Origin of the sequence: Xanthomonas sp. 3058, from assembly GCF_014199765.1 — a bacterium.
GTDB lineage: Bacteria > Pseudomonadota > Gammaproteobacteria > Xanthomonadales > Xanthomonadaceae > Xanthomonas > Xanthomonas campestris_B.
In genome coordinates, this window is record NZ_JACHOF010000001.1 from 714,194 (window position 1) to 738,288 (window position 24,095).

At 60.8% G+C, this 24,095-nt stretch carries 22 protein-coding genes; 1 reads left to right on the plus strand and 21 read right to left on the minus strand.

What is annotated here, in order from left to right; all coding sequences use genetic code 11:
* Window positions 1-830: 830 nt before the first annotated feature.
* Window positions 831-4,331 (minus strand): glycosyltransferase, encoded by a 3,501-nt coding sequence (locus GGR61_RS03220; RefSeq protein ID WP_184620550.1) that lies wholly within the window; start codon window positions 4,329-4,331, stop codon window positions 831-833.
* Window positions 4,332-4,806: 475 nt separating this feature from the next.
* Between GGR61_RS03220 and GGR61_RS03225 the strand changes: the two genes are divergently transcribed.
* Window positions 4,807-5,724, plus strand: a complete 918-nt coding sequence (locus tag GGR61_RS03225) for a hypothetical protein (protein WP_184620421.1) — start codon at window positions 4,807-4,809, stop codon at window positions 5,722-5,724.
* 336 nt (window positions 5,725-6,060) lie between these two features.
* On the opposite strand, the gene GGR61_RS03230 is transcribed toward GGR61_RS03225, so the two are convergent.
* The 20 genes from GGR61_RS03230 to GGR61_RS03325 all read right to left on the minus strand — a co-directional run bounded on the left by GGR61_RS03230 (window position 6,061) and on the right by GGR61_RS03325 (window position 24,093).
* Window positions 6,061-7,431 (minus strand): polysaccharide pyruvyl transferase family protein, encoded by a 1,371-nt coding sequence (locus tag GGR61_RS03230; protein WP_184620422.1) that lies wholly within the window; start codon window positions 7,429-7,431, stop codon window positions 6,061-6,063.
* 36 nt (window positions 7,432-7,467) lie between these two features.
* Window positions 7,468-8,991: an FkbM family methyltransferase gene (locus GGR61_RS03235; protein WP_075285702.1), complete on the minus strand. Its 1,524-nt coding sequence runs from the start codon at window positions 8,989-8,991 to the stop codon at window positions 7,468-7,470.
* A complete protein-coding gene (locus GGR61_RS03240; protein WP_184620423.1) occupies window positions 8,988-9,611 on the minus strand; it encodes a UDP-3-O-(3-hydroxymyristoyl)glucosamine N-acyltransferase in 624 nt (207 codons plus the stop codon). The genes GGR61_RS03235 and GGR61_RS03240 overlap by 4 nt, the downstream gene beginning before the upstream one ends.
* Window positions 9,601-10,746 carry a Rieske 2Fe-2S domain-containing protein gene (locus GGR61_RS03245; protein ID WP_184620424.1) on the minus strand — a complete coding sequence of 382 codons (1,146 nt, stop codon included), beginning with the start codon at window positions 10,744-10,746 and terminating at the stop codon, window positions 9,601-9,603. Before GGR61_RS03245 ends, GGR61_RS03240 begins: the two co-directional genes overlap by 11 nt.
* Window positions 10,747-10,749: 3 nt before the next feature.
* Window positions 10,750-11,403 carry an acetyltransferase gene (locus tag GGR61_RS03250; protein ID WP_184620425.1) on the minus strand — a complete coding sequence of 218 codons (654 nt, stop codon included), beginning with the start codon at window positions 11,401-11,403 and terminating at the stop codon, window positions 10,750-10,752.
* Complete coding sequence (locus tag GGR61_RS03255; protein ID WP_184620426.1) at window positions 11,400-12,134, minus strand: SDR family oxidoreductase; 735 nt, start codon at window positions 12,132-12,134, stop codon at window positions 11,400-11,402. The genes GGR61_RS03250 and GGR61_RS03255 overlap by 4 nt, the downstream gene beginning before the upstream one ends.
* Window positions 12,131-12,895: an SDR family oxidoreductase gene (locus GGR61_RS03260; protein ID WP_184620427.1), complete on the minus strand. Its 765-nt coding sequence runs from the start codon at window positions 12,893-12,895 to the stop codon at window positions 12,131-12,133. The genes GGR61_RS03255 and GGR61_RS03260 overlap by 4 nt, the downstream gene beginning before the upstream one ends.
* Entirely contained in the window at window positions 12,892-13,929 is a 1,038-nt protein-coding gene (locus GGR61_RS03265) for a ketoacyl-ACP synthase III (RefSeq protein ID WP_184620428.1), read from the minus strand. The genes GGR61_RS03260 and GGR61_RS03265 overlap by 4 nt, the downstream gene beginning before the upstream one ends.
* 4 nt (window positions 13,930-13,933) lie before the next feature.
* Window positions 13,934-14,155 carry an acyl carrier protein gene (locus tag GGR61_RS03270; RefSeq protein ID WP_184620429.1) on the minus strand — a complete coding sequence of 74 codons (222 nt, stop codon included), beginning with the start codon at window positions 14,153-14,155 and terminating at the stop codon, window positions 13,934-13,936.
* Between the two features lie 64 nt (window positions 14,156-14,219).
* Window positions 14,220-15,329: a DegT/DnrJ/EryC1/StrS family aminotransferase gene (locus GGR61_RS03275; protein WP_184620430.1), complete on the minus strand. Its 1,110-nt coding sequence runs from the start codon at window positions 15,327-15,329 to the stop codon at window positions 14,220-14,222.
* A gap of 117 nt (window positions 15,330-15,446) precedes the next feature.
* Window positions 15,447-16,928, minus strand: coding sequence for a sigma-54 dependent transcriptional regulator (locus GGR61_RS03280; protein ID WP_184408559.1), 1,482 nt, complete (start codon window positions 16,926-16,928; stop codon window positions 15,447-15,449).
* Window positions 16,925-17,305 carry a response regulator transcription factor gene (locus tag GGR61_RS03285; protein WP_184408558.1) on the minus strand — a complete coding sequence of 127 codons (381 nt, stop codon included), beginning with the start codon at window positions 17,303-17,305 and terminating at the stop codon, window positions 16,925-16,927. Before GGR61_RS03285 ends, GGR61_RS03280 begins: the two co-directional genes overlap by 4 nt.
* An 8-nt stretch (window positions 17,306-17,313) precedes the next feature.
* On the minus strand, window positions 17,314-18,714 hold the full coding sequence (gene rpoN / locus GGR61_RS03290) for an RNA polymerase factor sigma-54 (protein WP_184408557.1): 1,401 nt from the start codon (window positions 18,712-18,714) through the stop codon (window positions 17,314-17,316).
* A gap of 225 nt (window positions 18,715-18,939) precedes the next feature.
* Window positions 18,940-19,572, minus strand: coding sequence for a response regulator transcription factor (locus tag GGR61_RS03295; RefSeq protein ID WP_055854470.1), 633 nt, complete (start codon window positions 19,570-19,572; stop codon window positions 18,940-18,942).
* Window positions 19,573-19,642: 70 nt separating this feature from the next.
* Window positions 19,643-20,209: a PilZ domain-containing protein gene (locus GGR61_RS03300; protein WP_184408556.1), complete on the minus strand. Its 567-nt coding sequence runs from the start codon at window positions 20,207-20,209 to the stop codon at window positions 19,643-19,645.
* Window positions 20,209-20,502: a hypothetical protein gene (locus GGR61_RS03305; protein ID WP_184408555.1), complete on the minus strand. Its 294-nt coding sequence runs from the start codon at window positions 20,500-20,502 to the stop codon at window positions 20,209-20,211. The genes GGR61_RS03300 and GGR61_RS03305 overlap by 1 nt, the downstream gene beginning before the upstream one ends.
* An 8-nt stretch (window positions 20,503-20,510) precedes the next feature.
* Window positions 20,511-20,924: a flagellar export chaperone FliS gene (fliS, locus tag GGR61_RS03310; protein WP_184408554.1), complete on the minus strand. Its 414-nt coding sequence runs from the start codon at window positions 20,922-20,924 to the stop codon at window positions 20,511-20,513.
* A gap of 149 nt (window positions 20,925-21,073) precedes the next feature.
* The gene (gene fliD, locus GGR61_RS03315) at window positions 21,074-22,399 is read right to left on the minus strand and encodes a flagellar filament capping protein FliD (RefSeq protein WP_184408553.1); all 1,326 of its coding nucleotides are present in this window, start codon (window positions 22,397-22,399) and stop codon (window positions 21,074-21,076) included.
* A gap of 235 nt (window positions 22,400-22,634) precedes the next feature.
* Window positions 22,635-23,834 carry a flagellin gene (locus GGR61_RS03320; RefSeq protein WP_184408552.1) on the minus strand — a complete coding sequence of 400 codons (1,200 nt, stop codon included), beginning with the start codon at window positions 23,832-23,834 and terminating at the stop codon, window positions 22,635-22,637.
* On the minus strand, window positions 23,785-24,093 hold the full coding sequence (locus GGR61_RS03325; RefSeq protein WP_184408551.1) for a hypothetical protein: 309 nt from the start codon (window positions 24,091-24,093) through the stop codon (window positions 23,785-23,787). Before GGR61_RS03325 ends, GGR61_RS03320 begins: the two co-directional genes overlap by 50 nt.
* Window positions 24,094-24,095 lie beyond the last annotated feature (2 nt).

The following is a 24,095-nucleotide window of genomic DNA, read 5'->3' on the forward strand; positions in this document are numbered from 1 at the left end:
GGAGGCATCCACATCAATGCAAGCGGCGTGCCGAAATTGCGGCGGGATTCCGGCGCGGGGGTGGGGAGGATGCTGTAGCAGGGCTGCAGAGTGGTCTGCGGCCGCGATTTTCTCTGCGCTAGCTAGGCGGGCACCTACTCTTGAGTCGGGTGCTTCTTTAGCTGGGCCTTGTCGACAGGGCGCGTGTTTGTTCAGCCGGTTTGTCTAGCAAGACGCGGGCCTGTCTGGCGAAGAGCGACTCATCTGCGGCTTGGCTGAAGGGCCCTTGCCCGCCCACCGGCGCGGGACACGCTGCAAGTACGTTCTTGTAGCTCTTACGCGGCATCCATGCCGCGTAAGGTCCCGCGACGGTGAGCGGGCAAGGACCAGTCAGGATGGTCGGTGCGCGTGGTTTCAACAAAGGCAGTCAGCAAACTCTCTGGTGCGGTGTCTTTGCCGCTTGCGGGACCGTGTGGCGGCATGGATGCCGCCACTAGCCTCTCCCCCGGGAGAGGGCGCTTCACCGCAAGGGGCCCTTTGCCGCAGAGAGGCGCTTCACCGCAGAGATCGATGCCTGCCTTCCCCCGCCTGCGGGGGAAGGTGCCCGAAGGGCGGATGAGGGCAGCAACTGCCATTGGGCGATCAAGACAGTTGCTCCACGGATGGATTCACGGCGTGTCCCGCAGGCGGTGAGGGCACCGCGCGCACGACCAACCAGGCTTTTGCGCTATCCATATGACTGTAGCTAAACGACGCGACGGCTCGATATTTCTGCGGCTGTGAGCTGATTGAATCGGCCGGTTTGGCTTTGATGACAACGTGTCCTAACGGTGGTGCATGCGCCGTGCCCACTAATCCGGCAACCACGCGTCCCGCCAACGCTCCAGATTGCTGCCGCTCAACATCCAGTCGCGGCGCACCACGTCACGCAAGGCCGCACCCTTGGCGCGTGCTGCGTCCGGGTCGGCCAGATGCTCGCGGATGGCGCCAATCCAGTCGCGGTACCGGTTTTTCACCAGCGTCACCGGCAGGTTGCCCTGGTAGCAGCGCACATCGCTGGCGATCACCGGGTAGCCGCAGGCGCCGTACTCCAAGAGCCGCAGATTGCTCTTGCACGCGTTGAACAGGTTCTGTTCCACCGGTGCCAGCGCCAGATCCAGGTCCAAGGCGGCCAGCGCGGCCGGGTAATGATCGATCGGCACGCCTGGCTGGAACTGATGGATGTGCTGGCGCAGCGCGAACGGGTACATCCCCATGAACACCCATTCGACCTCGTCGGCCAGCTCGCGCACCACGTCGGCGATCAATTCAAGATCCCCGGTATGGCTGGCGCCGCCGGCCCAACCGATCCGCGGCTTGCCGCCGTGGCGGACGTTGCGCTCCGGCAAGGCTTCCCACCAGTGCGGCGGCAGGCGGTTTTCGGCCACGCGGATATCGCTGTGCAGCCCGGCAAACGCCTCGGCCAGCGCCGGGGTGGATACCACAAAGCGATCCACCAGGCCCAGCCCGCGCCGCACGGTCTTGAGAATGTCCTTGGGCATGTGCTCGCGGTGGGCATTCTTCAGCGGCAGGTTGGGCAGGTAATCGTCCAGCTCGTAGACCTTGAACGCGCGCGATAACGCCTTCATGCGGCGCATCGCCTCCAGCCGCGCTTCGCCCACCTGGCGTTGCAGGATCACCACGTCGGGATCCTGACGCGCCAGCTCGCTGATCTCCAGATAGCCGTTGAACAGCACGCCTTCCACCATGCCGCCCTCGCGTAGAGCACGCAGCGGCTGGATCACCCGATAGTGGCCGCAGCCTTCGATATCGGCCGGCAGCGCGATCACGCTCGGCAGCGGCCGCCACGACTGCAACGGCCGCCAGCTGGCGCGTGGGTCGGCCAGTTTGAAGCCGGCGCCGGGATCCAGCGAAAAGCCCGGGTTGTAGGCCGGGTCGTTGGCCATTACCGGCAACCAACGCGCGTACATCGCTTCTTCGTCGAGTGCAGTGGCGGGCGTCTGCTCCGGTGGGTCGATCAACAGCTGCGCGCGCGCGGCAAACACATTCAAGTACCCGGCCTGGTGCAGGCGCAGGCACAGGTCGACATCGCTCCACTGCGCCAGTGCCGGCTCCAGCGCAAAGCCGCCTGCGTCGATAAATAGCTGGCGCGGCAGCATCAGGCATTCGCCACTCAAGGCGGTGTAATTCTGATCCAGTTGCAGGCGCTGCAGATAGCCCGATTCGTCGAACGCACTGCCTTCGAACGCGCGCGCCACCGGTGCCCCCAGGCCCAGCAGCAGACCGGCGTGATGCACGGTGCCGTCGCTGCGTAACAGCTTGCCGGCCACCGCGCCCACTTCCGGGCGGAGCGCGTGGTTGAGCAGTTGCTCCAGCCAATCGGCCTTCATCACCGCAGCGCCGGCCGACAGCCACAGCAGCACGTCTCCACGTGCATGCTCGACCGCCGCGTTGCAGACCGCCTCGCGCGCGGGCTCCGCGGCAAAGCGCAGTACGCGGATCTGCTGCAGGCCCAGCGCATCGATGCCGGCCAGCCAATCGCGCAGCTCGGCTTGCGCGCTGTCGCCGCGATCCAGCAGCAGCAACTCGTAATGCGGATAGGCGGTGTTGGCCAGGATGCTTTCCAGGCAGCGCTGCACCTGCGGCAAACGGCCATCGACCAGCACCAGGATGCTGACCAGCGGCTGCTGCGCATGCTGGTAATCCACCGCATGCCGACCGGGGCCGGCGCTGTGCACGCGCGCGTCCGCATACCCGCGGACGGTCAAGTGGCGGGCGATGGCCTGTTGCTCGTCCGCATCGGTTTGCCGGGTCTGGGCCGCGGCCACCAACAAGGGCTCGGCAATGTGCTGCACGCAGGCCAGGCCGTAACGCTCGACCAGGCCAAGCTGATAGCCGAGTTCGAAAGCCTGCCCAAGGTCCGCAGGAAAACCGCCGTCGGCCACCAGACTGTTGCGGCGGAACAGCCAGTGCCGCGACAGCGTGGACGGCGCGCTCAGCAGCACATCCAGATACAGCGCCGGCCGCAACGCCAGCCCAAGCTGCGCGGTGTCCAGCGCAACTACTTCGTCCGCATAGACGGCCTGGCACTGCTCGGGCAGCCCGAGCATGCCTAGTGCGAGCATCGTCAGCCCGCTGACGGTCAAGAGGCTGCCGGCATCCACCAGCACCACCCACTCGATATCCTGTTGCCTGGCAATGGCCTGGTTGAGTGCGGCCACCAGGCCCGCCTCACCAATCAGCACGCCACGCTCGCCGTGGTCGGCCAGCTGGTGCGCTGCGCTGCTGAGCACCCAGGTCTGATGATTTCGATAGCAGGCCACCGCATCGATGCTGGCCTGTGTTGCGGCGACTGCGGCAGCGTCCCCATCGCGGTCGATCAGCATCACCGCAACGCGCGGCCCGCCGGCATGCGCCTGCAGGCGGTCATCGATCAATGCGCGCTGTACATCGCTGGGGTGGCGCACGCCCAGCCAGGTGGCCGGCGACACCCGCTCGGCCACGCCAGCGCCTTGCATCAGCGCATTGACCAGATCCACCGACTTGAACACCCGCGCCTTGTGCGGGCTGAGCGGGGCCACGCGCACCTGGCGGTTGTCGCCGCTGTCACGTCGCCAGCCGAGTTGGCGGATGCCTTCGCGCAGGTCTTCGTGGCCCTGATCGCCGATGCCGGGTTGATCGCGGCCGGCCTGACTGAACTGCGCGCTCGACACGCGAAAATGCGTGAGCGGGCTGGACAGCAGGGCCAGGTTGCCGTGACGCAGCAGCTTGACGTAGATCGCCAGGTCGCCAACCCAGTGAATGGCCTTGCCGTTCAACATCATCAGCTCGCCACCCAGCGCCAGCAGGTCGGCGCGCCGTGCAAGCACGCAACTCGGCTCGCCGATGAAGTTGATGGCGTGGTCGGCCAGGAACGACACCAGCTCCGGCCCGTCGATCAACACGTCCTCGCCGAACGGGAAGCTGGTGGCCAGGATGTCGGGCAACGGCGCACCGTCATCGTCGATGCGCAACCGGCGCGAGGACGCCAGCGCTGTGCCGGGGTTACGTTCCATCGCCGCCACCAACTGGGCAATGCAGTCCGGCTGTAGCACATCGTCGTCGTGCAGGAATTTGACGTACTTGCCCTGCGCCAGGCCGATCCCCTTGACCGTGCTGCCGAGCTCGCCGAGGCGGGGGGTATTGCGGTGGTAGCGGATCGGAAATAGGGCGTCAGCCAGCCTCGACGCCAGCACCGCCTCGATGGCGCCATCGGCGTTGTCGTCGCAGATCACCAGCTCCAGCGCCGTGTAAGTCTGCGCCAGCACGCTGTCCAGCGCCTGCGCAAAGTAGCGTGGCTTGTAGGTCGGCATGACGATGCTGACCAAGGTGGCGGAAGTCATGCAGGGCGGACCGTGTTCAAGGCGTGTTCGAGGGCTGGAAAACTGTGATTCATCGTATTGTCGGGGATTCGGCAACCATACGTATACAGGCATCGGCGCGAGCGTGATCCGCTACTTGAAACATGCGTGCTTTAGATTGTCCGGCGTGAGGTGCTGAGTTCAGCCAAGCCTGAAATACGCGGAGGCGCGGGTGCTGCGCCGATGCCAACCCTCAAATGAGGGCTGGTTCTCAGCAATCGATCAATGCCAATGGTAATTTGGTCAGGCTGCAGACCTCTAATGGAGGATAATTGAATCCTGATATTTCCAATCTTCCCAAGATGCAAGATAACGACCCCATTGCATGGATTATTAAATTAAATAATTATTTTTCAAATAAGTATAAAAGTGGCTGGTAATTTCAATGTAATGCACTTTACATTAAATTCTTAAGGAGTTTCATGTTATGTCGGATGCAATCTCAGGTGCCAATATTTATGTGAAAAGCGGCACGCGTGCGCAATTTGATGCTGCTGCAATAGCTGGTGAACTCGCTGCCAGTGAGCCGTATTTCATCAGTGATGAAGGTCGGTTCGCGATGGGTACTAGTGCAAATAGCTACACCACTTACGCCATTGCCTTGACTCGGGATTTGTCTTTTTATGTCTCCAGCACGGGCAGTGATTCAAACGATGGGTTAAGTGCTGCGACGGCATTTCAGACCATCCAGCGTGCTGTGAATGTGGTTCAAACGCGCTACGCATTGTGTGGATATACAGCCATTATCAATGTTGCAGACGGAACTTACGTGGAGAATGTTGTGGTGGGTAGCGTCGCAGGTGGCGTCGTAAGATTTGTAGGTAGCACATCTGCTATTTGGCGTAACACCACTGGATGGCTTCTTACTGTGGATGGCGCTAGCACAGTTCAGGTTTCTGGTTTCACTATAGGTGGTGGGAGTACAGCAAACGGTGTTATTGCAATTAGTAGGGGGTCCTGTAACTTCCAGGGTGGCCATGTGTTTGCAGCGATGACAGGCTTTCATATGAACGTCGTTCGCAATGGCGTTGGCATCGTCTCAGGTAACTACAGTATCGTTGGAGGAGGCTACGCCCATTATGCGGCATTTGATGGCGGTCAACTTACTATTTCTACCATTACCGTTACCCTTACAGGTACGCCGGCTTTCGCTGCTTCATTCGCCAACGTGGGTCGTGCGGGTAGCATAAATGGCGGTGACTATGTTTTTACGTTCTCCGGAGCGGCCACGGGCCCCCGTTATGGAATAAATGCAAACGGGGTGATTTGGGTCAATGGTAAAGGAGCAAATGTCTTCCCAGGAAACGTGGCCGGATACATTCTTACCGGCGGGAGCTATTCTTGATATTAGACTTTATGAAGGCAATTCGTTTGTGAGGATCGGAACTTCTCATTCAGAGGGGCGATTTTCCAAGCTGATGCGCTGCTAGCCCAGCTTGTCTGCGCGCTGCCGGAAATTGGTATGGCCTTACTCTTCAATGCTTATCTGGTTGCTGGTAGCGAACGGGGGAGGGCGCTACCAGCAACTTGGACGCCACCACCGCCTCAATGGCGCCAGGGGCATCGGCGTCACAGATCACTAGCTGCAACGCTGCTTAGGTTTGCGCCAGAACGCTATCCAGCGCCTGCGCGAAATAGCGCGGTTTGTAGACCGGCATGACGATACTGACCAGATTCGATTTCACTTAACTTTACCCGTAGATCGGCTGAGATAATCCAAATACTCCTTGCGCGTCAGCCCTGGATAGCGCCGTCTGAGGAGTTGGAATTTATCTACCAAGCGCCGAGATGTCTCTCCGCCATGCTCTCTCCGAACAACGACTTCGCGGTCCAGATTCTCTACGAGTTCGGTGTAGGCTTCATGTAGTTCAGCTGCAACCGAGGGGCTAGTGCTTTTCTTTAGATCCGGAAATTCAAAGCAGGGTCTGTCATGAGATACAGTGCAAGGAACAAGGCCGACTGTGTCGAGAAAATCAAGAAATTCCTTGTACAAAACCGGGTAAGCGTTGTTCATTTCAGAAAGGTCGAGGTTCTCGAAAACTTCACGGATGTTGCTTCGGCTGTGAATGGTAGGGTCATAAGGGATGCGGAGGTATTCGCAAGTTTCTCTGGCCCTGGAGTCCGGATTGGTCACGATAGCGGGGACGCCGCTATTAATCGAGAGGATTCCGGAGTGAAGCCGGGTTCCAATCGTGAGGCAATGGTCGTTGCTTTTGAAGAACGTGGCCCACTGGTTGTAATCAGAGAAAAATTCCAGTCGTCCAGCCATGGCTTTGGCCAGTAGTTGGAAGGACGTAGGTATTTCGTCGAGATTGAAAGGTTGCGCTGTGATGTTGCGGGTCGATGGCAGTGCTTTTTCAAGGTAGAGTAAGTTGATGAAATACAATTCATCCTGCAGCAGATGGGATGTCCGCGGCAGCCCAGAATTGAAAAATGTGGCAGTAGTGATGACCTTGTCCGCATCCCATGGCTTTTTTTGCAGAGCCCGGGTGGGTCCGTTCTCAAAGTAGCTCGGGCAGCCAATCACTCTGACGTTCTTTATGCCGAGGCTATTCAGGATCTCGGCGGAATAATTTCCGCGAACACCAATCAGCTTGGACTTTTCAGAGAGAAGGGAGAAATTTCGCTTTTGATTGGGGCTGAGGCGCTCCGCCAAGCTCGGATCGTAGCCGTTGAATGAGTTCGCGCAAAGGCTCACCGGCACGATCGGAATTGTGATCTTTTCAAGAAAGTGCGTTATTCGCTCAACAGGAAGTCCGGAGAAGTCCTCCCGGATGTCATCCTTCATCGTCCAGACAAGATGCGAGTACTTTCCATTGATCTCTTCTGCAAGTTGCTCGGAGAGCTTTGCCTCCAGTGCGTTAGAAATGTGGTCAAGCTTCACTGGGCGTCCGAACAACGCCTTCAATAAACCATAGGCAATGTAGCCGTTTCCGATGTTCTGCCCTCTGATATTGTCTTGGGAAGGTCCCATGCCTTTCAGGAAATCGGACATCGCCAGGGATTCAGGAAGGGCCGAGTTGAAAAGGAAAATCTTACTGGCGTCGGTCATCGCTCTATCTCTTCCAAGTCATTAATGCTCTCGGGCTTAAGCTGCCCAAGGCGGCGGCTCGGCTCCGGCGACGGGGGATGCATACAAAACGAGGTCGTAGTAGTGACCGGGAGAGTGATGGCGTAGACGGAAGTGATAGCCATCCACCAAGTTGTCCAGTTGTTCCACGATATCCAGTAGATCCTGGGCGTAGTGGTAGACACAGATAGCCATACGCGGTCGCTGGGTACGGATGAGGTGAGACGCGCCTTCCAGTGCCCTGGCTTCAAACCCTTCGATATCCAACTTCAGTAACGTCAGTTTTTCCAATTCGTCGTCCAGGCGTGTAGTCGCCACAGAGATTCCGCCGTCCGGCGATACATGGCTGGAAACGGTGCCGGTCTCCTCGAAGCGCAGCGTCGTATGTTCGTTGGAGATGGCTTTTTTTATGGCTTTGAAGTTGTGCGGGAGAAGGGGGAGGGCGCTCGCAATGCCCTCCAGTTTCTGGAAGTTGATGCTATCGGGTTCAAAAGCGGTGATGCTTTCGTAGCGATGGCGGGATGCTTCTAGAAACTTGTGGACGATGGGGCCCTGGAAGGCGCCGCCATCGCAGAAATGTTCACGCTGGCCCAGCTGGAATGTGCTGCTATCGGCGTATGTTGAAAAGTACTCGTTGATGGGCGTAGCCCAGCAGTCCAACAGGAGGCTGGAATCGTAGGTCAGGCGGAACAATAGATTGCTGTAGAGCGTAAAAACGCTTAGGTCGTCGTCCAGTCGATCCGCAAAACTCAGAAATTCGTCCAGGCGCAGAAGCGTCCGCTGACGGTATACCTGGGCAGGCTCGTATACAGCCGCCAGCCCGCAGTGAGCAACGGCCAGGCAAGCATCTACTCTTTCAATGCCTGCTTGTTCGCAGAGCTTGTGGGCCAAGCCCGATTCTCCGGGGCCATAAGAAAAATCGATGGCCAATGCCTGGGGATGCTGGGCCGCGTGTTCGATAAACTGGCGCGAACTCCAACGCGGCACCCCATGAACGGTGTTGCTGTCGCCTGGCTGGTCATCAACGGCGGCAATGACATGGCTGGGGTGCTGGACGATCTTTGGGGCATAAATGTTGCCAATGCCCGAACGCGGTTGGAGCAGAAAGAGGGGGCGATGCTCAAAACGTGGGATTAGCGGATCCAGGGAAGGCGCAACGCTCAGTTGCTCAATTCCCGCGCGGGTGCAGAGGTCATTTGCAAACGCCCGTCCGCGCGGGCTGCAAGAGAAATCGATGGCGATCGCATCGGCATACTGCCCCGCCTTGGCAAGAAACTCCTGACTGCTCCAGCGCGGCGCGCCGTGAATGCGGTCCAGGTGGATGCTCTGGTCATCAATTGCAGCAACTACATGGCGCAGGTCGGCAACGACTCTGGGGCCATGCACCATGCCTGCATAAGACTCGGGAGCGACGAGGAATACAGGGCGGTTGGCAATCGCGGGTAGGCGGGCAATGACATCATCGAGTGCGGGGCGCTCCTGCTCCGCAATACGTAGAAGCCGTTGGCGAAGCAGCTCATTTCTTGAGTTCATGAACGTCATCTCTCGTAGGTATGAATAGGGGCGTCGTAGCGGGCATCGAAATAGGTCTTGGCCGGCACGTCCTCGCAGTAGACACGTGGCCAGCCAAGTTCGCAGCTTCGCCCCACCTTGACGCCCCCACGCACGATGGCGCCGGTTCGCAGGATGCTATTGCTGCCGATCTCGACGCCCGCGCCGATTTGCACACCATTCTCTATCCAGCATGACGATTTAACGCGGCATGCGGGTCCCAGGTGCGTGCCGGCATGGATGACGGTGTTGTAGTCGATCCTGCACCCGTGCCCAACGACAGCATTGGCACCCACGAATGCGTTGAGACCGATGGCCGTGTCAGAGCCGATGGCTGCGCTCGGGTGGATGAAGGGTTCGAGCTTGAAGCCACGCTCCATCGCTGCCTGCATCAGTTCCATGCGCTTGAAGTTGCCGAAGCGTTCGTCGAAAGCCACGAACATGGCCCCGTCGGTCGGATTCAGTCTATCCAGCACGTCCAGATCGAATTCGTGTTCCGAGTCCTGTGGTACATCGATCCTGATGACCGTCTCGTCCTGACGCGCGTGCTTCCAGGCATGAAAGGCCAGATCGAGGTATTCGCTGCCGCCGATGATCCACCTAGATCTCATGTTCGGTCTCCATCAGCACCGTGTACCAGCGCTCAACCAGGCGATTCATGGATTCATAGGCTCCCTGGGTGGGTAGCGGGGCGTCTATATGCAGTGCCGCCTGCACCCGCTCCATGATGTCCACGTCTTCTCCCACGACCACTTTGCTGCCGTGCATCTGCGCAAGCAACACTTGGCTGGAAGAACCGTAAGGCTGTTTCTTGCGCGCGCTGAACCAATAGATTTCCAGGTCGGTCCGGTCCGGTGCGACGGGGATGTGGTGTTCCAGAGTGAAGGAATAGCCCCCGTTGGCGCTCGCGATATGCAAATTCGGGAAGGCAAGCCAGTTAAAGTAGGCGTCCTGCTTGCCCCAGCGTTCCACTTTAGCGTGCCAGCCAAAATGCTTAAGGTTGGGGATGGTGGCTTCCGGGCCGCCGAAACTGAAGCGGCGCATCTCGCGCCTCAGCGCTGCGGGCGATGTGTCCTGCAAGGCCTCCATGGACTCCTTGGCTTGTTCCTCGTTTACCTGGGGAGTGAAGTTGACGCTTTTGGCCAGGGTCTTGGGGTGGACAAAGCGCGGGTGGTTGGCGTCCCGCAGATTCTCGTAGGCCAGCTTCCAGTTGTACCGGCCATGCCATGTGGTCACCATGACCTCAGTGTCATAGGCGTTGGAACTACTTTCCAGCAAGGCGATGAAGTCTGCCGAAAACTGCTCCTCGATTGGCATGGGGTCTGGATCGAGGTTGACGAACAACAGGTTGCCGATGGCGCGCAGTGAGAATTCGCGCAGCTTCAAGTTGGCCTTTTCAGTATTGTCCAGGTGGTAGATCGCATCGCAGTCCGGGATGTTCTTTACCCGGCCTTGTTCGTCGTAACTCCAGGCGTGATAGGGGCACACCAAAGGCCGGCAACCGAGAGCACCGGTTTGAATCAGTGCGCTGCGGTGGAGGCAGACGTTCTCGAACGCACGGATTTGCCCATGGAAGTTCTGGATCACCAGAGGAACACCCGCGATCTTGCGTGTGATAAAGCAATTGTGATCCTTCAGCAGCGTCTTGAGTCCTGCGAACAACCAGACCCTGCGGAAGATCCTGCGCTGCTCGCGATCAAAGATTTCCTGCGACAAGTAATACTTGGGTTGCATCCTGGAGCGCATGGATCAGTCCATCTTGATGTTCTTGTGGAATACGATCTTGGCCGGATTGCCAAACACCGTGGCGCCCGCTGGCACATCCTTCAGCACGACCGCACCGGTGCCGACAACAGCGTGCTCACCTACCTTGACGCCAGGCACCAGGGTGGCACGCGGGTGCACGATTGCGAAGTCGCCTATCTGCACGCCGCCGCCCATGAAAACCTGTGCGCCCACATGAGCATAATTACCAATGCGAACGTCGTGTCCAATTACTGACCAAGTGAGCAGATTGGCAAAATCCCCGATCCACACATCGGGGCCAACGTGGACCTGGTTGCCGAGAAAGCAACCCGTGCCTAGACGCACGCGGCGACTGAGATGCGCCTCTGTGCAGATCGGGATGAACGCGGCCCCCTTTGCAAGCAGCGGTTGAATGTATTTATGCCGTTCCAATGGGTCGCCTTGCGCGCAGACAAAAGCTTCATTACCACGCGGCACGTACGTCAAAGGGTCGCCGACGATGGGTACCCCAACATCGAAGCCATCGAGAATATGCTCGCGGCTGTCCAGGAATCCGGTAACTTCCCATTCCTTGCGATGCGCCACATCACCTTGCATTTGCTCAAGGACCTCCCGGCCCCAGCCGCCCGCGCCTACGATGAGCACGGAATAGGTCACAGGACAGCCCCACCGTCCATCACCAAACTGGTCCCGGTTACCCAGCGGCTGGCATCGGACAAGAGATAGATCGCAGCGTTCGCTACGTCCTCTGGGGTGCCCAATCCAAGCGGATGGCGTTTTTGCTGTGCTTCCAGATGGGTTGCGTCCCAGATGGGCGTCACGACTGCAGAGGGGGACATGCCATTGACCCGGATCTTGCGTTTAGCCTGCTCCATGGACAGGCAGCGGATGATGCCGAGCAGAGCTGACTTCATGGCCGAATATGGTCCTACCCCGGGTGTGCCGATATGGGCCGCAGTGGAAAGCATGAAGACGATGGAGCTTTGAGGCGCGAGAGCGTTGGCCTGCAGCAGCCGCTGGGTGAGCATGACAGGTGCCAGGAAATTGACCGCATAGACATCGGTCATGAGCTTCTCGGTCAACTGCCTGATAGGGCTCAAGCGCTGCCTGCCAGCGCAGTGGACCAAGCCGTCTATGCTGGAAATGCCATGTACCAGTCGTTCACGGCCTTCGGCTTCGGTCAGATCGGCCAGCACTTGGAGGTGTCCTTGGCCTTTTAATAAGTTGTAGGTTTCTTGAAGGCGGTCTGCATCCCGCCCGGTGATGACCAGGCGCGCCCCACGCTGCGCGCAGGAAACGGCGATTTGCCTACCGATGCCCGATGAAGCACCTGTGACCAAAATGGTCTTGCCATTCAGTGAAAAAGCGCGTTGCGCAGCGTTACTCATGCGTAGATGTCCATCGGTACAGAAAAACCGCCATCAAGAATGAAGTGATTGCGCGTAATCCAGCGGCTGGCATCGGAAAGATAGAACACTGCTGCATAAGCCACGTCTTCTGGCTCACCCATGCCAAGTGGCGTCAATTCAAACAGGCTGTCCATATTGCCGCCGCTTCCCTGCAAGCCATCCAGCAAGGGAGTGCGTACATAACCCGGCGCGATGCAGTTGGCGCGCATGCCTTGCTTGGCTACTTCCATACCGAGCGAGCGCATCATGCCCAGCAGGGCGCTTTTGCTGGCAGCGTAGGCGCTGCTAGCCAGCGGTCCGATATGCGAGGCAATTGAGGCAATGAATAGCAGTGAGCCGCCCTGCGCGATCTGTTTTTTCGCCAATAGGCCTCGCGTCAGTAGCATGGGAGCGTAGGTGTTGCTTGCAAATGTCTCGTCCAGGTGCGCATGACCAATCATTCGAAAGGGGGTCAGCTTGGACATGCCGGCTGCGTGCGCCAAGCCGTTGATGACACCGCTTGCACCCACTACGCGGTCAATACCTTCCTGTACCGCCAAGTCCGCCACCACTTGCGTGTGGCCGTGGCCTTCCAATTGGTTGAATGTGGCTTGCAAGCGCTCGGTGTTGCGCCCGGTGATGACGACGCGCGCTCCCATTTGTGAGCAAGTGATTGCAATTTGACGGCCAATACCCGATGAAGCACCAGTCACCAGGACGCGCTTGCCTTCCAGGGAAAACGGATCGCGCTCGGCGTTCATGCTTCGATCAATGCTGGAAAGGCTGCGTTCTCGACGTCCACGATGGCCGTGCCCCAGGACAGGCCAATACCGAAGCCGGCAAGCAACAGGCGGTGCCTGGCCTTGATCAGCGTATCGTTCAGGCGGACGGTCATGGTAATGGGCAGGGAAGCGCCACTGGTATTGCCGAAGTCTCGCAGGGTTGACGGCACTTTCTCTGTCGGCAGCGCCAACTTCTTGCGGATGGTTTCGTTGATCATTTTGTTGGCCTGATGGAAAACGAAGAAATCAACGCTGTCCTTAGCAACACCAGAATACTCAAGCAATCTTTCCACCGCTGGAGGCACTCGCTGGGTCGAGAAACTCAATACGGCCGGGCCATCCAGAATGAGTTCACCTGGCCAGTGCAGCACACCGTTTTCGTCACGTGTAGGAGAGATATGCTGGGGTCCGTAAGGCTCACGATGTCCACCTACGGGCAACATGATGGCCCGGTAGCCGCTACCGTCGCTGTTCAAATCGAAATGCATGGGTGGCGCATTTTTGTCGAACTCCAGCGCCGTGGCGGTGCCCGCGTCGGAGAACAATGGGTCCAGAAGCGTGGCCGAGCGGTCGCCGACCAGCAGAAGTGCCTTTTTGATGGTGCCCGCCGCAATCATGCTGCCCACCAGGTGTAGGCCAAAGGGATAGCCGGAACAGCCGAGATTGACATCAAAGGCGATAGCGGTCTGCGGCAATTGCAGCCGGTGCTGCATGATGATGGCCGTGGCCGGGATGGGGTAGTCGGGTGATTGCGTCACGACAATCAGTGCATCTATTTCTTCCTTGTCCCATTGCAGCTCTGCAAGCAGCTTTTCCGCGGAGATGAGCGCCAGATCGGAAAATGTCTGCCAGCTTGGGCAAATGCGGCGAAACTCGATGCCGATGTTACGCACCAGACGCTCGCGTTCCGAGCGCATCTTCGGCGGGCAATCGGTCAGGTTGGAAATGATCCGCTTGGGCACGCAACTTGCCATGCCCGCAAAACGGACATTGCTAAGAGTGGACAGTCCCATGGCTTTACCCCAACAGTTTGTGAAGATCGTTTAAGGTGGCGCAGTTCTTGAGATCTTCGCCGGTAATGACCTTTCCGTAATCCACGTCGAACATGACGATTACCCCTAACGCTGAGAGCGAATCCCACTCAGGCAAGTCGGCCAGGACGGTGTCCATGGTGACCTCGACCGGCTCCTGAAAGTCAGTGGCGGAGAGGAAGTTCTCGATAAATGTTGCCTGGGTCATGCGATCTCGCCTGGTTGCCTGTTGAAGAAATGGGAATCTGAAATGCAGGTGCAGCGTGTTGCGATCATGTTGCCTGTTGGCCGGCGATCAGATCGGCAATGGTATCGACCTGGTCGCGAGTCAAGCCGGGAAAGATCGGCAGGCACAACACCTGCGCCGCAACCGAACGCGCCACCGGCAGCCATGCCGGTGCCGACGAGGGCAGGGCGCGATACATCGGGAAATCGCTGATCAACGGATAGAAGTAGCGTCGCACCAGTATCCCGTTCTCACGCATCAATTGGTACAGCGCATCGCGCGACAACGGGTAGTCGTCCTGCACGAGGATCGGAAAATACGCGTAATTGGCGCTGGAATGCGCGGGCCGCGCAACGCAGGTGATGCCGCGAATGTCGCCCAGGCGCTGGCGGTACTGCGCATCGATGGCGCTCCGCTGGGCGATGGCGTGATCGATGTGCTTGAGCTGCAGCAGGCCGAAGGCGGCGCTGATCTCGTTCATCTTGCCGTTGATGCCCGGCGCCACCACCGTGGTCTCGTCGACGAAGCCGAAGTTCTTCAGATGCCCGATGCGCTGATAGGTTCTTTCGTCGGGACAGACGATCGCGCCGCCTTCGAACGTGTTGAACACCTTGGTGGCGTGAAAGCTCAGCACGCTCAGGTCGCCATGGCGCAGGATCGAGCCGCCATCGTCGCGCACGCCGAAGGCATGCGCGGCGTCGTAGATCACCTTGAGGTTGTAGATGTCGGCGATGCGCGTGATGGCGGCGGTGTCGCAGCTGGTGCCGTAGCAGTGCACCGGCATGATCGCGGTGGTCTGCGGGGTGATGGCCGCTTCGATCTTGGACGGGTCCATGTTGAGCGTCACCGGGTCGATGTCCACAAATACCGGGGTGATGCTTTTCCATAGCAACGAATGCGCCGTGGCCACGAACGAGTACGGCGTGGTGATGACCTCGCCGGTGATGCGCAGCGCTTGCAAGGCGGTGACCAACGCAGTGGTGCCGTTGGTCAACAACGCAAGATGCGGGACGCCCAGGTAGTCGCACAAGGCGCGTTCGAGCGCGCGGTGCATCTCGCCACCGTTGCTGACGATGCGGCTGGTCCAGATCTGCTCCAGATAGGGCAGGAATTCTTCCAGCGGCGGCAGCAGCGGACTGGTGACGGGGATGGGCATCAATGCCTCGGCAGGTGCTGATGAAGGTCGGGATTCCGGCGCAGCCGATGACTGCGCACGGAGCAATCCAGTTGAAGCAAACGCCATGCCAGTGAGCGGATCAGTGTGCGTATCCGCTCAGTTCGCCAGCTCGGTCTGCTCGCGATCGATGCCGTACTTGCGCAGCTTTTCCACCAGCGTGGTGCGGCGCAGGCCGAGTAGCTGGGCCGCATGGGCCACCACGCCCTGGGTGCGTTCAAGCGCCTCGTTGATCAGCGCCAATTCGATGTTGGCCATGTGGCCGCGCAGATCGATGCCGTCGTCGGGAAGGTTGGACGCGGTAGCCGCGTCCGCATCCGCAGTCTTGGATTGCAGCGTCACCACGTTGCCCGGCAGGCTGGCGTCCTCGACCGGCGCGGCAACCAGCGTCGGCTCCGCAAGCTCGACCGGAATCGCTGCGGCAAAATCGCCGCGATAACGCGCCGGCAGATCCTGCACACGTACCAAACCACCCGGATGCAACACCGCCAGGCGCTCCACCAGGTTGGTCAGCTCGCGCACGTTGCCCGGCCAGTCGTAGCTGCGCAGCGCCTGCAAGGCTTCGTCGGCAAAGCGCACTTCGCCGCGCCCGGTGCGCGCCAGCTGGCCGGCAATCGTCTGCACCAGGATGGCCAGATCGTCCACACGCTCGCGCAGCGCCGGCATTTCGATCGGAAACACGTTGAGGCGATAGAACAGATCCTCGCGGAACTGGCCATCGCTGATGCGGGTCTCCAGGTTGCGGTGGGTGGCGGCGATCACGCGCACATTGCAGCGGATGGTCTGGCCTCCGCCGACGCGCTCGAAGCTACGCTCTTGCAGCACGCGCAGCAGCTTGACCTGCATCGGCAGGCTCATGTCGCCGATTTCGTCCAGCAGCAACGTGCCGCCTTCGGCCATTTCGAAGCGGCCCTTGCGGGTGCTCAGTGCGCCGGTGAAGGCGCCTTTTTCGTGGCCGAACAGTTCGCTTTCCAGCAGATCCGGCGGGATTGCGCCGCAGTTGATCGCCACGAACGGCCCATCGCGGCGCGGCGAGTGCTGATGGATGGAACGGGCGACCACCTCCTTGCCGGTGCCCGATTCGCCCAGCACCAGCACGGTGGTGTCGAAGGCGGCGACCTGATCGATCAGACGGCGCAGGCGGGTGACCGCCTCGCTGTTGCCGGTCGGGCCGCTGTCCTGCTGCACGCCAGCCTGATGCTCGGCATCCAGACGCTTGAGGCTGGCACGGCGCAGCAATGCTTCCAGCTGGGTATGACGCAGCGGCGTGTCCAGCGTCCACACATTGGCTTCGTGCAGGCCGTGGGTCTGCGCAAACGTGCTCGGGCTGCCTTCCATCAGCAACACCGGTGGCGGCAGCTTGGCGTCGGCCAGCCAGTCGAAGAACTTGTCGGCCTGCGCGGCGTCCTGCGCCGAGCCCACCATCACTGCCATCCACTCGTCGTGGCGATGACGGCCAGGATTGATGTCGGCGCCGTCGGTGACCCAACGGGGGTTGAAGTCCATGAACTCGAGCAGCGACACGGTGCGCTCGGCGCGCACGGCATCGCTATCGATCAGCAGAATGCGGGACTCACTCATTGCCTGGCTCCTTCCGTCAGGCCCTCCAGGATTGGCATGACTTCCTGGATATAGGACAGCTTGCTGACAAAATTGTCAGCACCCGCGCGAAGAGCATGTTCACGATGCTCTGCATCGTCGAAGTGACTCGCGATGACAATATACGGCGGATCGTCCTGTGTCTTGATCAGCCGGGTCGCCTGCAACCCTCCCATCTCCGGCATCGCCAGGTCCATCAGCACCACCTTGGGACGCAGCGACTCGGAGCGCTCGATCGCTTCCAGTCCATTGGCGGCACTGCCGACGATATCCAGCCATTCGACCTTGCGAAAATGTCGCATCGCAGCGTTGATGAAGCCCTCGTGGTCATCGACCAGCAGCACGGTGAGTTTGCTCATAGTAATCCTTATCCTGCCCGGGCAAGCAGCGGTTTGGTGTTGCGGCGGCGCTCGCGTGCCGGGGCGATGTCGAGTTGTTCGCGGTACTTGGCGACCGTGCGACGGGCGATATTAACGCCCTGACGCGACAGCAGCCCGGCAATGGCTTCGTCTGCCAGCGGCCGGCCGGCCGGCTCGCTTTCGATCAGCCTGCGCACCATTGCCTTGACCGCTTGACCGGAGACGCTTGCGCCTTCCAGTCGTACGGCAAAAAAGTGTTTGAGTTCGAATGTCCCGCGCGGGGTTTGCAGGTATTTGCCTGTGGTGATGCGCGAAATCGTCGATTCGTGCATGCCGATCTCATCGGCAATTTCTTTCAGCGTCAGCGGTGCCATCGCTTCCTCGCCACGCGCCAGGAATGCGGCCTGACGCTCGACGATGGCGCGTGTGGCACGCAGCAGGGTTTCGTAGCGCATCGACAGGCCACGGGTCAGCCAGCGCGCTTCCTGCAGCATCTCACGCAGCGGCTGGGCGACGTCGCCGGCCTCGGCCAGTGCGCGCTCGTGCACCGGGTTGATGCTGACGCGGTGGGTGGTGGCCGGATTCAACGCCACCCGCCAGCTGCCATCGGCATGCCATGCGAGCACATCCGGGATGACGCTGGCATTGCTTTCCTGCAGCAGATCGTCGCCCGGGCGCGGTTGCAGCGACAGGATCAGCCGTACGGCCTCGCGTGCGTCGTCCAGCTCGGCATCGTGCGCACGCGCCAGCACCGCGTAATCGTGGCTGGCCAGCAATTCGAGATCACCGGCGAGGATGCGTGCGGCAAGATGACGGGCCGGCACGCGGCCGGGCAGGGCGCTCAGCTGGGCCTGCAGGCACTCGCGTAGATCGCAGGCGGCCAGGCCCGCGGGGTCGCCGTGCAGCAGGCGCTGGCGGATCGCTTCCACTGCCTCCACGGTCATACCCAGGCGGGTGGCGCCGAGCTGCTGCAGCGTCGACAACGCCTCGGTCAGGTAGCCGGCGTCGTCGGTCTGCTCCAGCCAGAACGCGGCGGCCCCCAATGCGGCCTCGTCCAGGTCCAGTGCCAACTCGCGCAGGATGCGCACATGCGGATCGGTGGATTCGCCGGCGGCCACGCGCTGCATGCGGTCGTCGTCGCCGTCATTCCAACTGCTGCTCTGCACGTCCCACATCGTGCTTTCCGGCAACTCGTCGAACGCGGCGATGTCGTCGGCGCCATCGCCAGCTGCGGTGTCGTCGCTGCTGTCGGCAAGCTCTTCCAGTTCCAGCAGCGGGTTGGTTTCCAGCGCGCGACGAATTTCCAGTTCCAGCTGCATGCCGTCCAGTTGCAACAGACGGATCGACTGCAGCAACTGCGGGGTCAGGTGCAGTTGCTGGCCAAGCTGGGCGGAAATGGTCGTCTTCATTGAAGCGCTCCCGGAAGGCGCCGCGCGTGGCAGCGATGGAACGCATCTTGCAGGACAAGGCGACGGGTTTCTAATCAGGGAGTCGTGTGAGGTGACTCGTGATATTCCTGACAGTGCGTCAGGAATTCCCCGACACAGTGGCGGACTCAAGCATGTCCGCCGGGATCTCGTCACGGTTTTGATCGGCGCTCGTTTCAGCTGCGATCGCCTACGGAAAACGCTGGCTCAGACCAGCTCGTTGTGGTGCTTGGCAGCCAGCAGCACCAGATCGTTGGCGCGTCGGCAACCGAGTGATTCCATCATGCGTGCGCGATGCGTTTCCACCGTCTTGACGCTGATGCCCAGGTCCGCCGCAATTTCCTTGTTGCTCTGACCGCGCCCGATTTCGCGCAGGATCTCGCGTTGACGCGGCGACAGTGCGGCGATGCCGACCGGTTTTTCGCGGCCCAGCATCGGTGCAATCATCTTGGACGAAATCTGCGGGCTCAGGAACACCTGGCCGGCCGCTGCGGCGCGCAATGCCAGTTCCAGCTCCAGGGGCGCGGCGTCCTTGACCACGAAACCGACCGCGCCGCGATCGAGTGCATCGCGCACATGGACCGGGTCGTCGTGCATCGACATCATCACCACATGCGTACGCGGCGCAGCGCGCAAGACATCGGTCATGGCATCCAGGCCGCTGCGACCGGGCAGGGACAGATCCATCAACACCAGATCCGGCCGGTGCAGGGATGTCATATCCAGGGCTTGTTGCGCGTTACTGGCCTCCGCGACGACATCGATGCCGGCGAAGGTTTGCAGCAGCCTGGAGAGGCCTGCACGCACAAGGGTGTGATCGTCGACGATGATAACTCGCACGGCGGAGAAGAGACCTATTTTCGGTATAGGGCACCTTAGCCGACCCGACGCCTGCCGCCAACTAGCTGTATCAGCGCTGACGACGGGCGTCGGCGATCTGGCGGCGATGCAGGCGGAACAGATGACGTTCCAGGGCATCTTGCAGGCCTGGTGCAAGCGGGGCAAACCGCAGCCACAGCCACTGATCGTGCCCATCGCTGGCGCTTGCCAGCACCTCGGCGGGAAGCTGTACAAGTTCAGGGAGCCAGTCGGACGGTTGCAGGCAAACACTGCCGCTGGTGCCCGGCGGGTGGCCGGTTGCGCAATTCAGGCGGATGCCACGCACCGACCAGCGCACGAGCGCCTGGTTGAGTCCGCGATCGCCCTGCTGCACCAGGCGGCCGATCAAGGCCAGCATCAGATCGAGTTTGGCATCCATGCGTTGCACCAGCAGCGGCAGTTCGCCGCGATCTTCGCTGGCTTCTTCGCTGCGCAGGTCTTCGACCTGGCCAAGGCTGCGCAGCAGGGTCTCTGCGGCGCTATGCGATCCGGCATCGCGACCCGCGTGGAAGCCGGCTGGCAGACGCAGTTCGCAAGTGAGCGTGTCGGCGAACAGTTCGGCATCGGCGGAGGGCGCGAGCGTGCCGAGCGCAGTCATCAGATCCGTCCGACCCGGGCGTAGGCGCGGCTGGCCGACGACGAGGTGCGCTGGGCGCGAATCAGGTCCAGCAGCTTGCGGCGACGGTCGAGCATCATCCGCATCAAATCCTGCTGCATCGTGTGCAAGGTCTGCAGCGCGTCGCGGTCCTGGCTTAGATCCACGTGCTGCGCATACTCGCGCAGGTGCAGGTCGTGGCTGTCGAGCAGGAACGGCATCGCCTCGAAATCCTCTTGCGCCATGGCAAGGCGGAGGTCGGCGATTTCGGCTTGAAGGCTTTGCGCGCTGTGCATGGCTGGACTCAGGAAACCGCAGCGAGGCCGCGTTGTTCGAGGGGGATGGAGTTCCACGCCGAATCGATTTCGCTGAGCAACTCCAGCGCTTCGGTCAACGCAGACTCGTCGTTGTGCAGGTTGGCTGCGGTCAGGCGCTGCATGACGTAGTCGTACAGGGCCGACAGGTTACCAGCGATCTCGCCGCCGGCTTCGTGATCGAGCGAGCCGTTCAAATGACCGACGATCGCGCAGGCTTCGCCAATGGCTTTGCCCTTGCGCGCCTGGTCGCCCTGCGCCAGGCAGGCCTGGGCCAGACGGATGCGCTGGCAGGCACCGGCAAACAGCAGCGACACCAGCTTGTGCGGGTCGGCTTCGGTCACGCTGGTGGACACGCCGACCTTGCGGTATTGCTCGGCATATTGGCGATTGGAACCGTACATGGATGACTCCTCAATGGGCTGACCTTCGCTGCTTCCGGAGCGCTGCGCTCGGGCGATGACGCTCCTGCCAGAAGGCAAGGCCGAAATCACGATAGGCCCTTCTTGTATCGGCAAGACCCTTGCATGACTTGAGGATCGTCATCACCCAATTACCGTGTCAGCAGGCTGCTGAGCGACCCGGCGCTGCTTTGCAGCTTGCTGATCATGGTTTCCATCGCGGTGAATTGCGCGGTGTAGCGATCGGTGAGTTTCGCCATGCGCGCATCGAGGTCGTCCAGATCGGACTCGTAGCCCTTGATCTGCTTGTTCAAGCTGTCCGAGCGCAGTGTCAGGGTGCCGTTGTTGACGTTGACGTTGCTGTCCAGCAGCTTGGTCATGCCGGAGCCGAACTTGCTGTCCTTGCCGAACACCTCGGTGGCAGCGCCGCCGTCGGATGCGATGGCGGTGTCGAACTTGGCACCGTCGAAACTCATCACCCCATCCTTGTCGATGGTCAGGCCCAGCGCCTTGAGCTCGTTGACGTTGCCGCTGACCTGGCCGCGCAACTGCTGCTGCAGGCCGCGCACCAGCGAGTCGCCGGTCAGTGCCGAGGCGGTCTTGGTGGTGGCGTCGTAGGCGCTGCTCTTGGCCAGCAAGGTATTGGCGGTGTTGTACGCGGCGGCGTACGCGGTCAGATTGGCCTTGAGGCCGCTGGTGTCGGCAGCGACGCCCAGGTTGAACTTGGTGCCTTCGGCGGCCTTGGTCAGGTTGAGTACCACGCCCGGCACGATGTCGCTGACGGTGTTGGAGCTGGAGGTGCGCTCGAAGCCATCCACGCGCACCAGCGCATCGGCAGCGGCCACCTGCTGTGTCAGGCCGCCGGTGACGCCGGCGCCGAAGGTGAGGCTGCTCAGGCTCGGGTCGCTGGCACTGACAGTCAGCGCGCCCTTGGTGCCGGAGTCGACCGCATTGAAGACCAGATGCTGGCCGTCGTTGGCGGTGACCACGCTGGCGGTGACGCCCTTGCCACCGGCGGCCTTGTTGATGGCTGCAGCGATGTCGGTGAGCTTGTCGGTGCCGCTGATGTCGACGGTGATGCTCTGATCGCCGTAGCCGATCGTCAGCGTGCCGCTGCCGACCGTGGCATCGGCGGTGAATGCGCCGGAGGCCAGTTTCTGCGATGCGGCCAACGACACCACTTCCACCGAATAGTTGCCAGGCGCTGCCGAGCTGGTGGTGGTGGCGGTGAAGCCGGCATCGGTCGGGACCGTCGCCTTGTAGGCGTTGGTATCGGCACTGCTGACAACCTTGTCCAGCGCAGACTTGAGCGTGGTCATGCTGCTCTTGATCTGGCTGATGGCCGACAGCTGCGTGGTCGCTGCGGTGCCGGCCTTGTTGATGCGCGCCTGCTCCGGATCCTTCTGACGGGATACCAGGGTGGACACCACGGTGGGGATATCCAGCCCGGAGCCGGACGTACTGATCACCGATGCCATGTTGCATTCCTCGTCTGGGCATCCGGACAGCGGATGCATGGGATTACGAGACGGGTATCGGCCGCATCCGGGAGGACTTTAGCGGGGCCGACGCGTCTTGCTGACCCGCAGCCCGATGCAACTTCCGTGCCGGCCACGCCAATCTACTGGCGTCAAAAAAACCGCACCCACAAAAAAGCCCCTCCGAAGAGGGGCTTTTGACTTGCTGAAAAGCGCTGCTGCTTTACTGCAACAGTTACTGCAGCAGGCTCAGCACGTTCTGCGGAACCGACTTGGCCTGGGCCAGCATCGCGGTACCGGCCTGCTGCAGGATCTGCGTGCGGGTCAGTTCGGCGGTTTCCTTGGCGTAGTCGGTGTCGCGGATACGGCTACGCGAGGCCGACAGGTTTTCCGAGGTTGCGCTCAGGTTGGCGATGGTGGAGGTGAAGCGGTTCTGCACCGCACCCATGTCGGCGCGCGAGGAGTTGACCGCGGTCAGCGCCTTGTCGACGATTTCCAGTGCCTTCTGCGAGCCGGAGAACGTGGAGATATCCAGGGTGCTCAGGGTCGAAGCGGTGGCGCCGGAAGCGGCCGAAGCGGTCTGGATGCCGGCGCCGACGGTGATGCCGGTAGCGCTGGAGGTACCCGCCGACAGCGAGGTGAAGTCCTGGCCAGCCTTCAGCGATTCGATCTGCACCGTACCGTCGGACTTGATCGAGGCGTACATGCCGGTCTGGTCGAGCTTGTCGTTGATCGCCGAGGCAACCTTCTTGTTCACATCGGCTGCGGTGTCGCCAGCGCCGACCTTGACGTCAGCGATGGTGACGCTCTTGGACGAACCGCTGGCGTCCTTGAACGACAGGCTGATGCCGGTGACCGAACCCGAGGCGGTGGCGGTGCCGGTGACGCCGGCAGCGGAGACCGCAGCGGCGAAGTTGGCCTTGCCCAGCGAATCGACATTGGCGTCGACGATGCTGTTGATGCCGATGGTCTGGCCGGCGTCGGCGCCGACCTGGAACAGCGCGCCGGAGAAGTCGCCGTTCAACAGCTTGGTGCCGTTGAAGTTGGTCTGGTTGGCAACGCGGTCGATTTCAGCGGTGAGCTGCTTGACTTCGGAGTTCAGCGCGTCACGGTCGGTGGACGAGTTGGTGGCGTTGGACGACTGCACCGACAGCTCGCGGATACGCTGCAGGTTGCTGCCGATTTCGACCATCGCGCCTTCGGCGGTCTGGGCCAGCGAGATACCGTCGTTGGCGTTGCGCGAGGCAACGTCCAGGCCGCGGATCTGCGTGGTGAAGCGCTCGGAGATCGCCAGACCTGCGGCGTCGTCCTTGGCGCTGTTGATGCGCAGACCCGAGGACAGACGCTGGATGCTCGTCGACATGCTCGCGCTGCTGGTGGTGAGGTTACGCTGAGCGTTCAGCGACATTACGTTGGTGTTGATTACCTGTGCCATTTTGATTTCTCCTAAGCGATTTTTCCGGCAAGGGGGACTTGCCCGGAGCCTCCGCAGGGGGGCCATCAAGTTGGCCGTTGCCGCTGCTGAGATGAATAACGGCGTTGCGTCGGGAACCTTTAGCGAAATCCAGTATTTTTTTCTGTTTTTCTGCTTCGGGACGAAATACGGAAACCTTGTGTATCAAGGGGTTTGGTTTATTCGGCAGCACCCCGTGGATCTTTAGCGCTTGTATAACTTTTTTACAGATAAACTCCATTC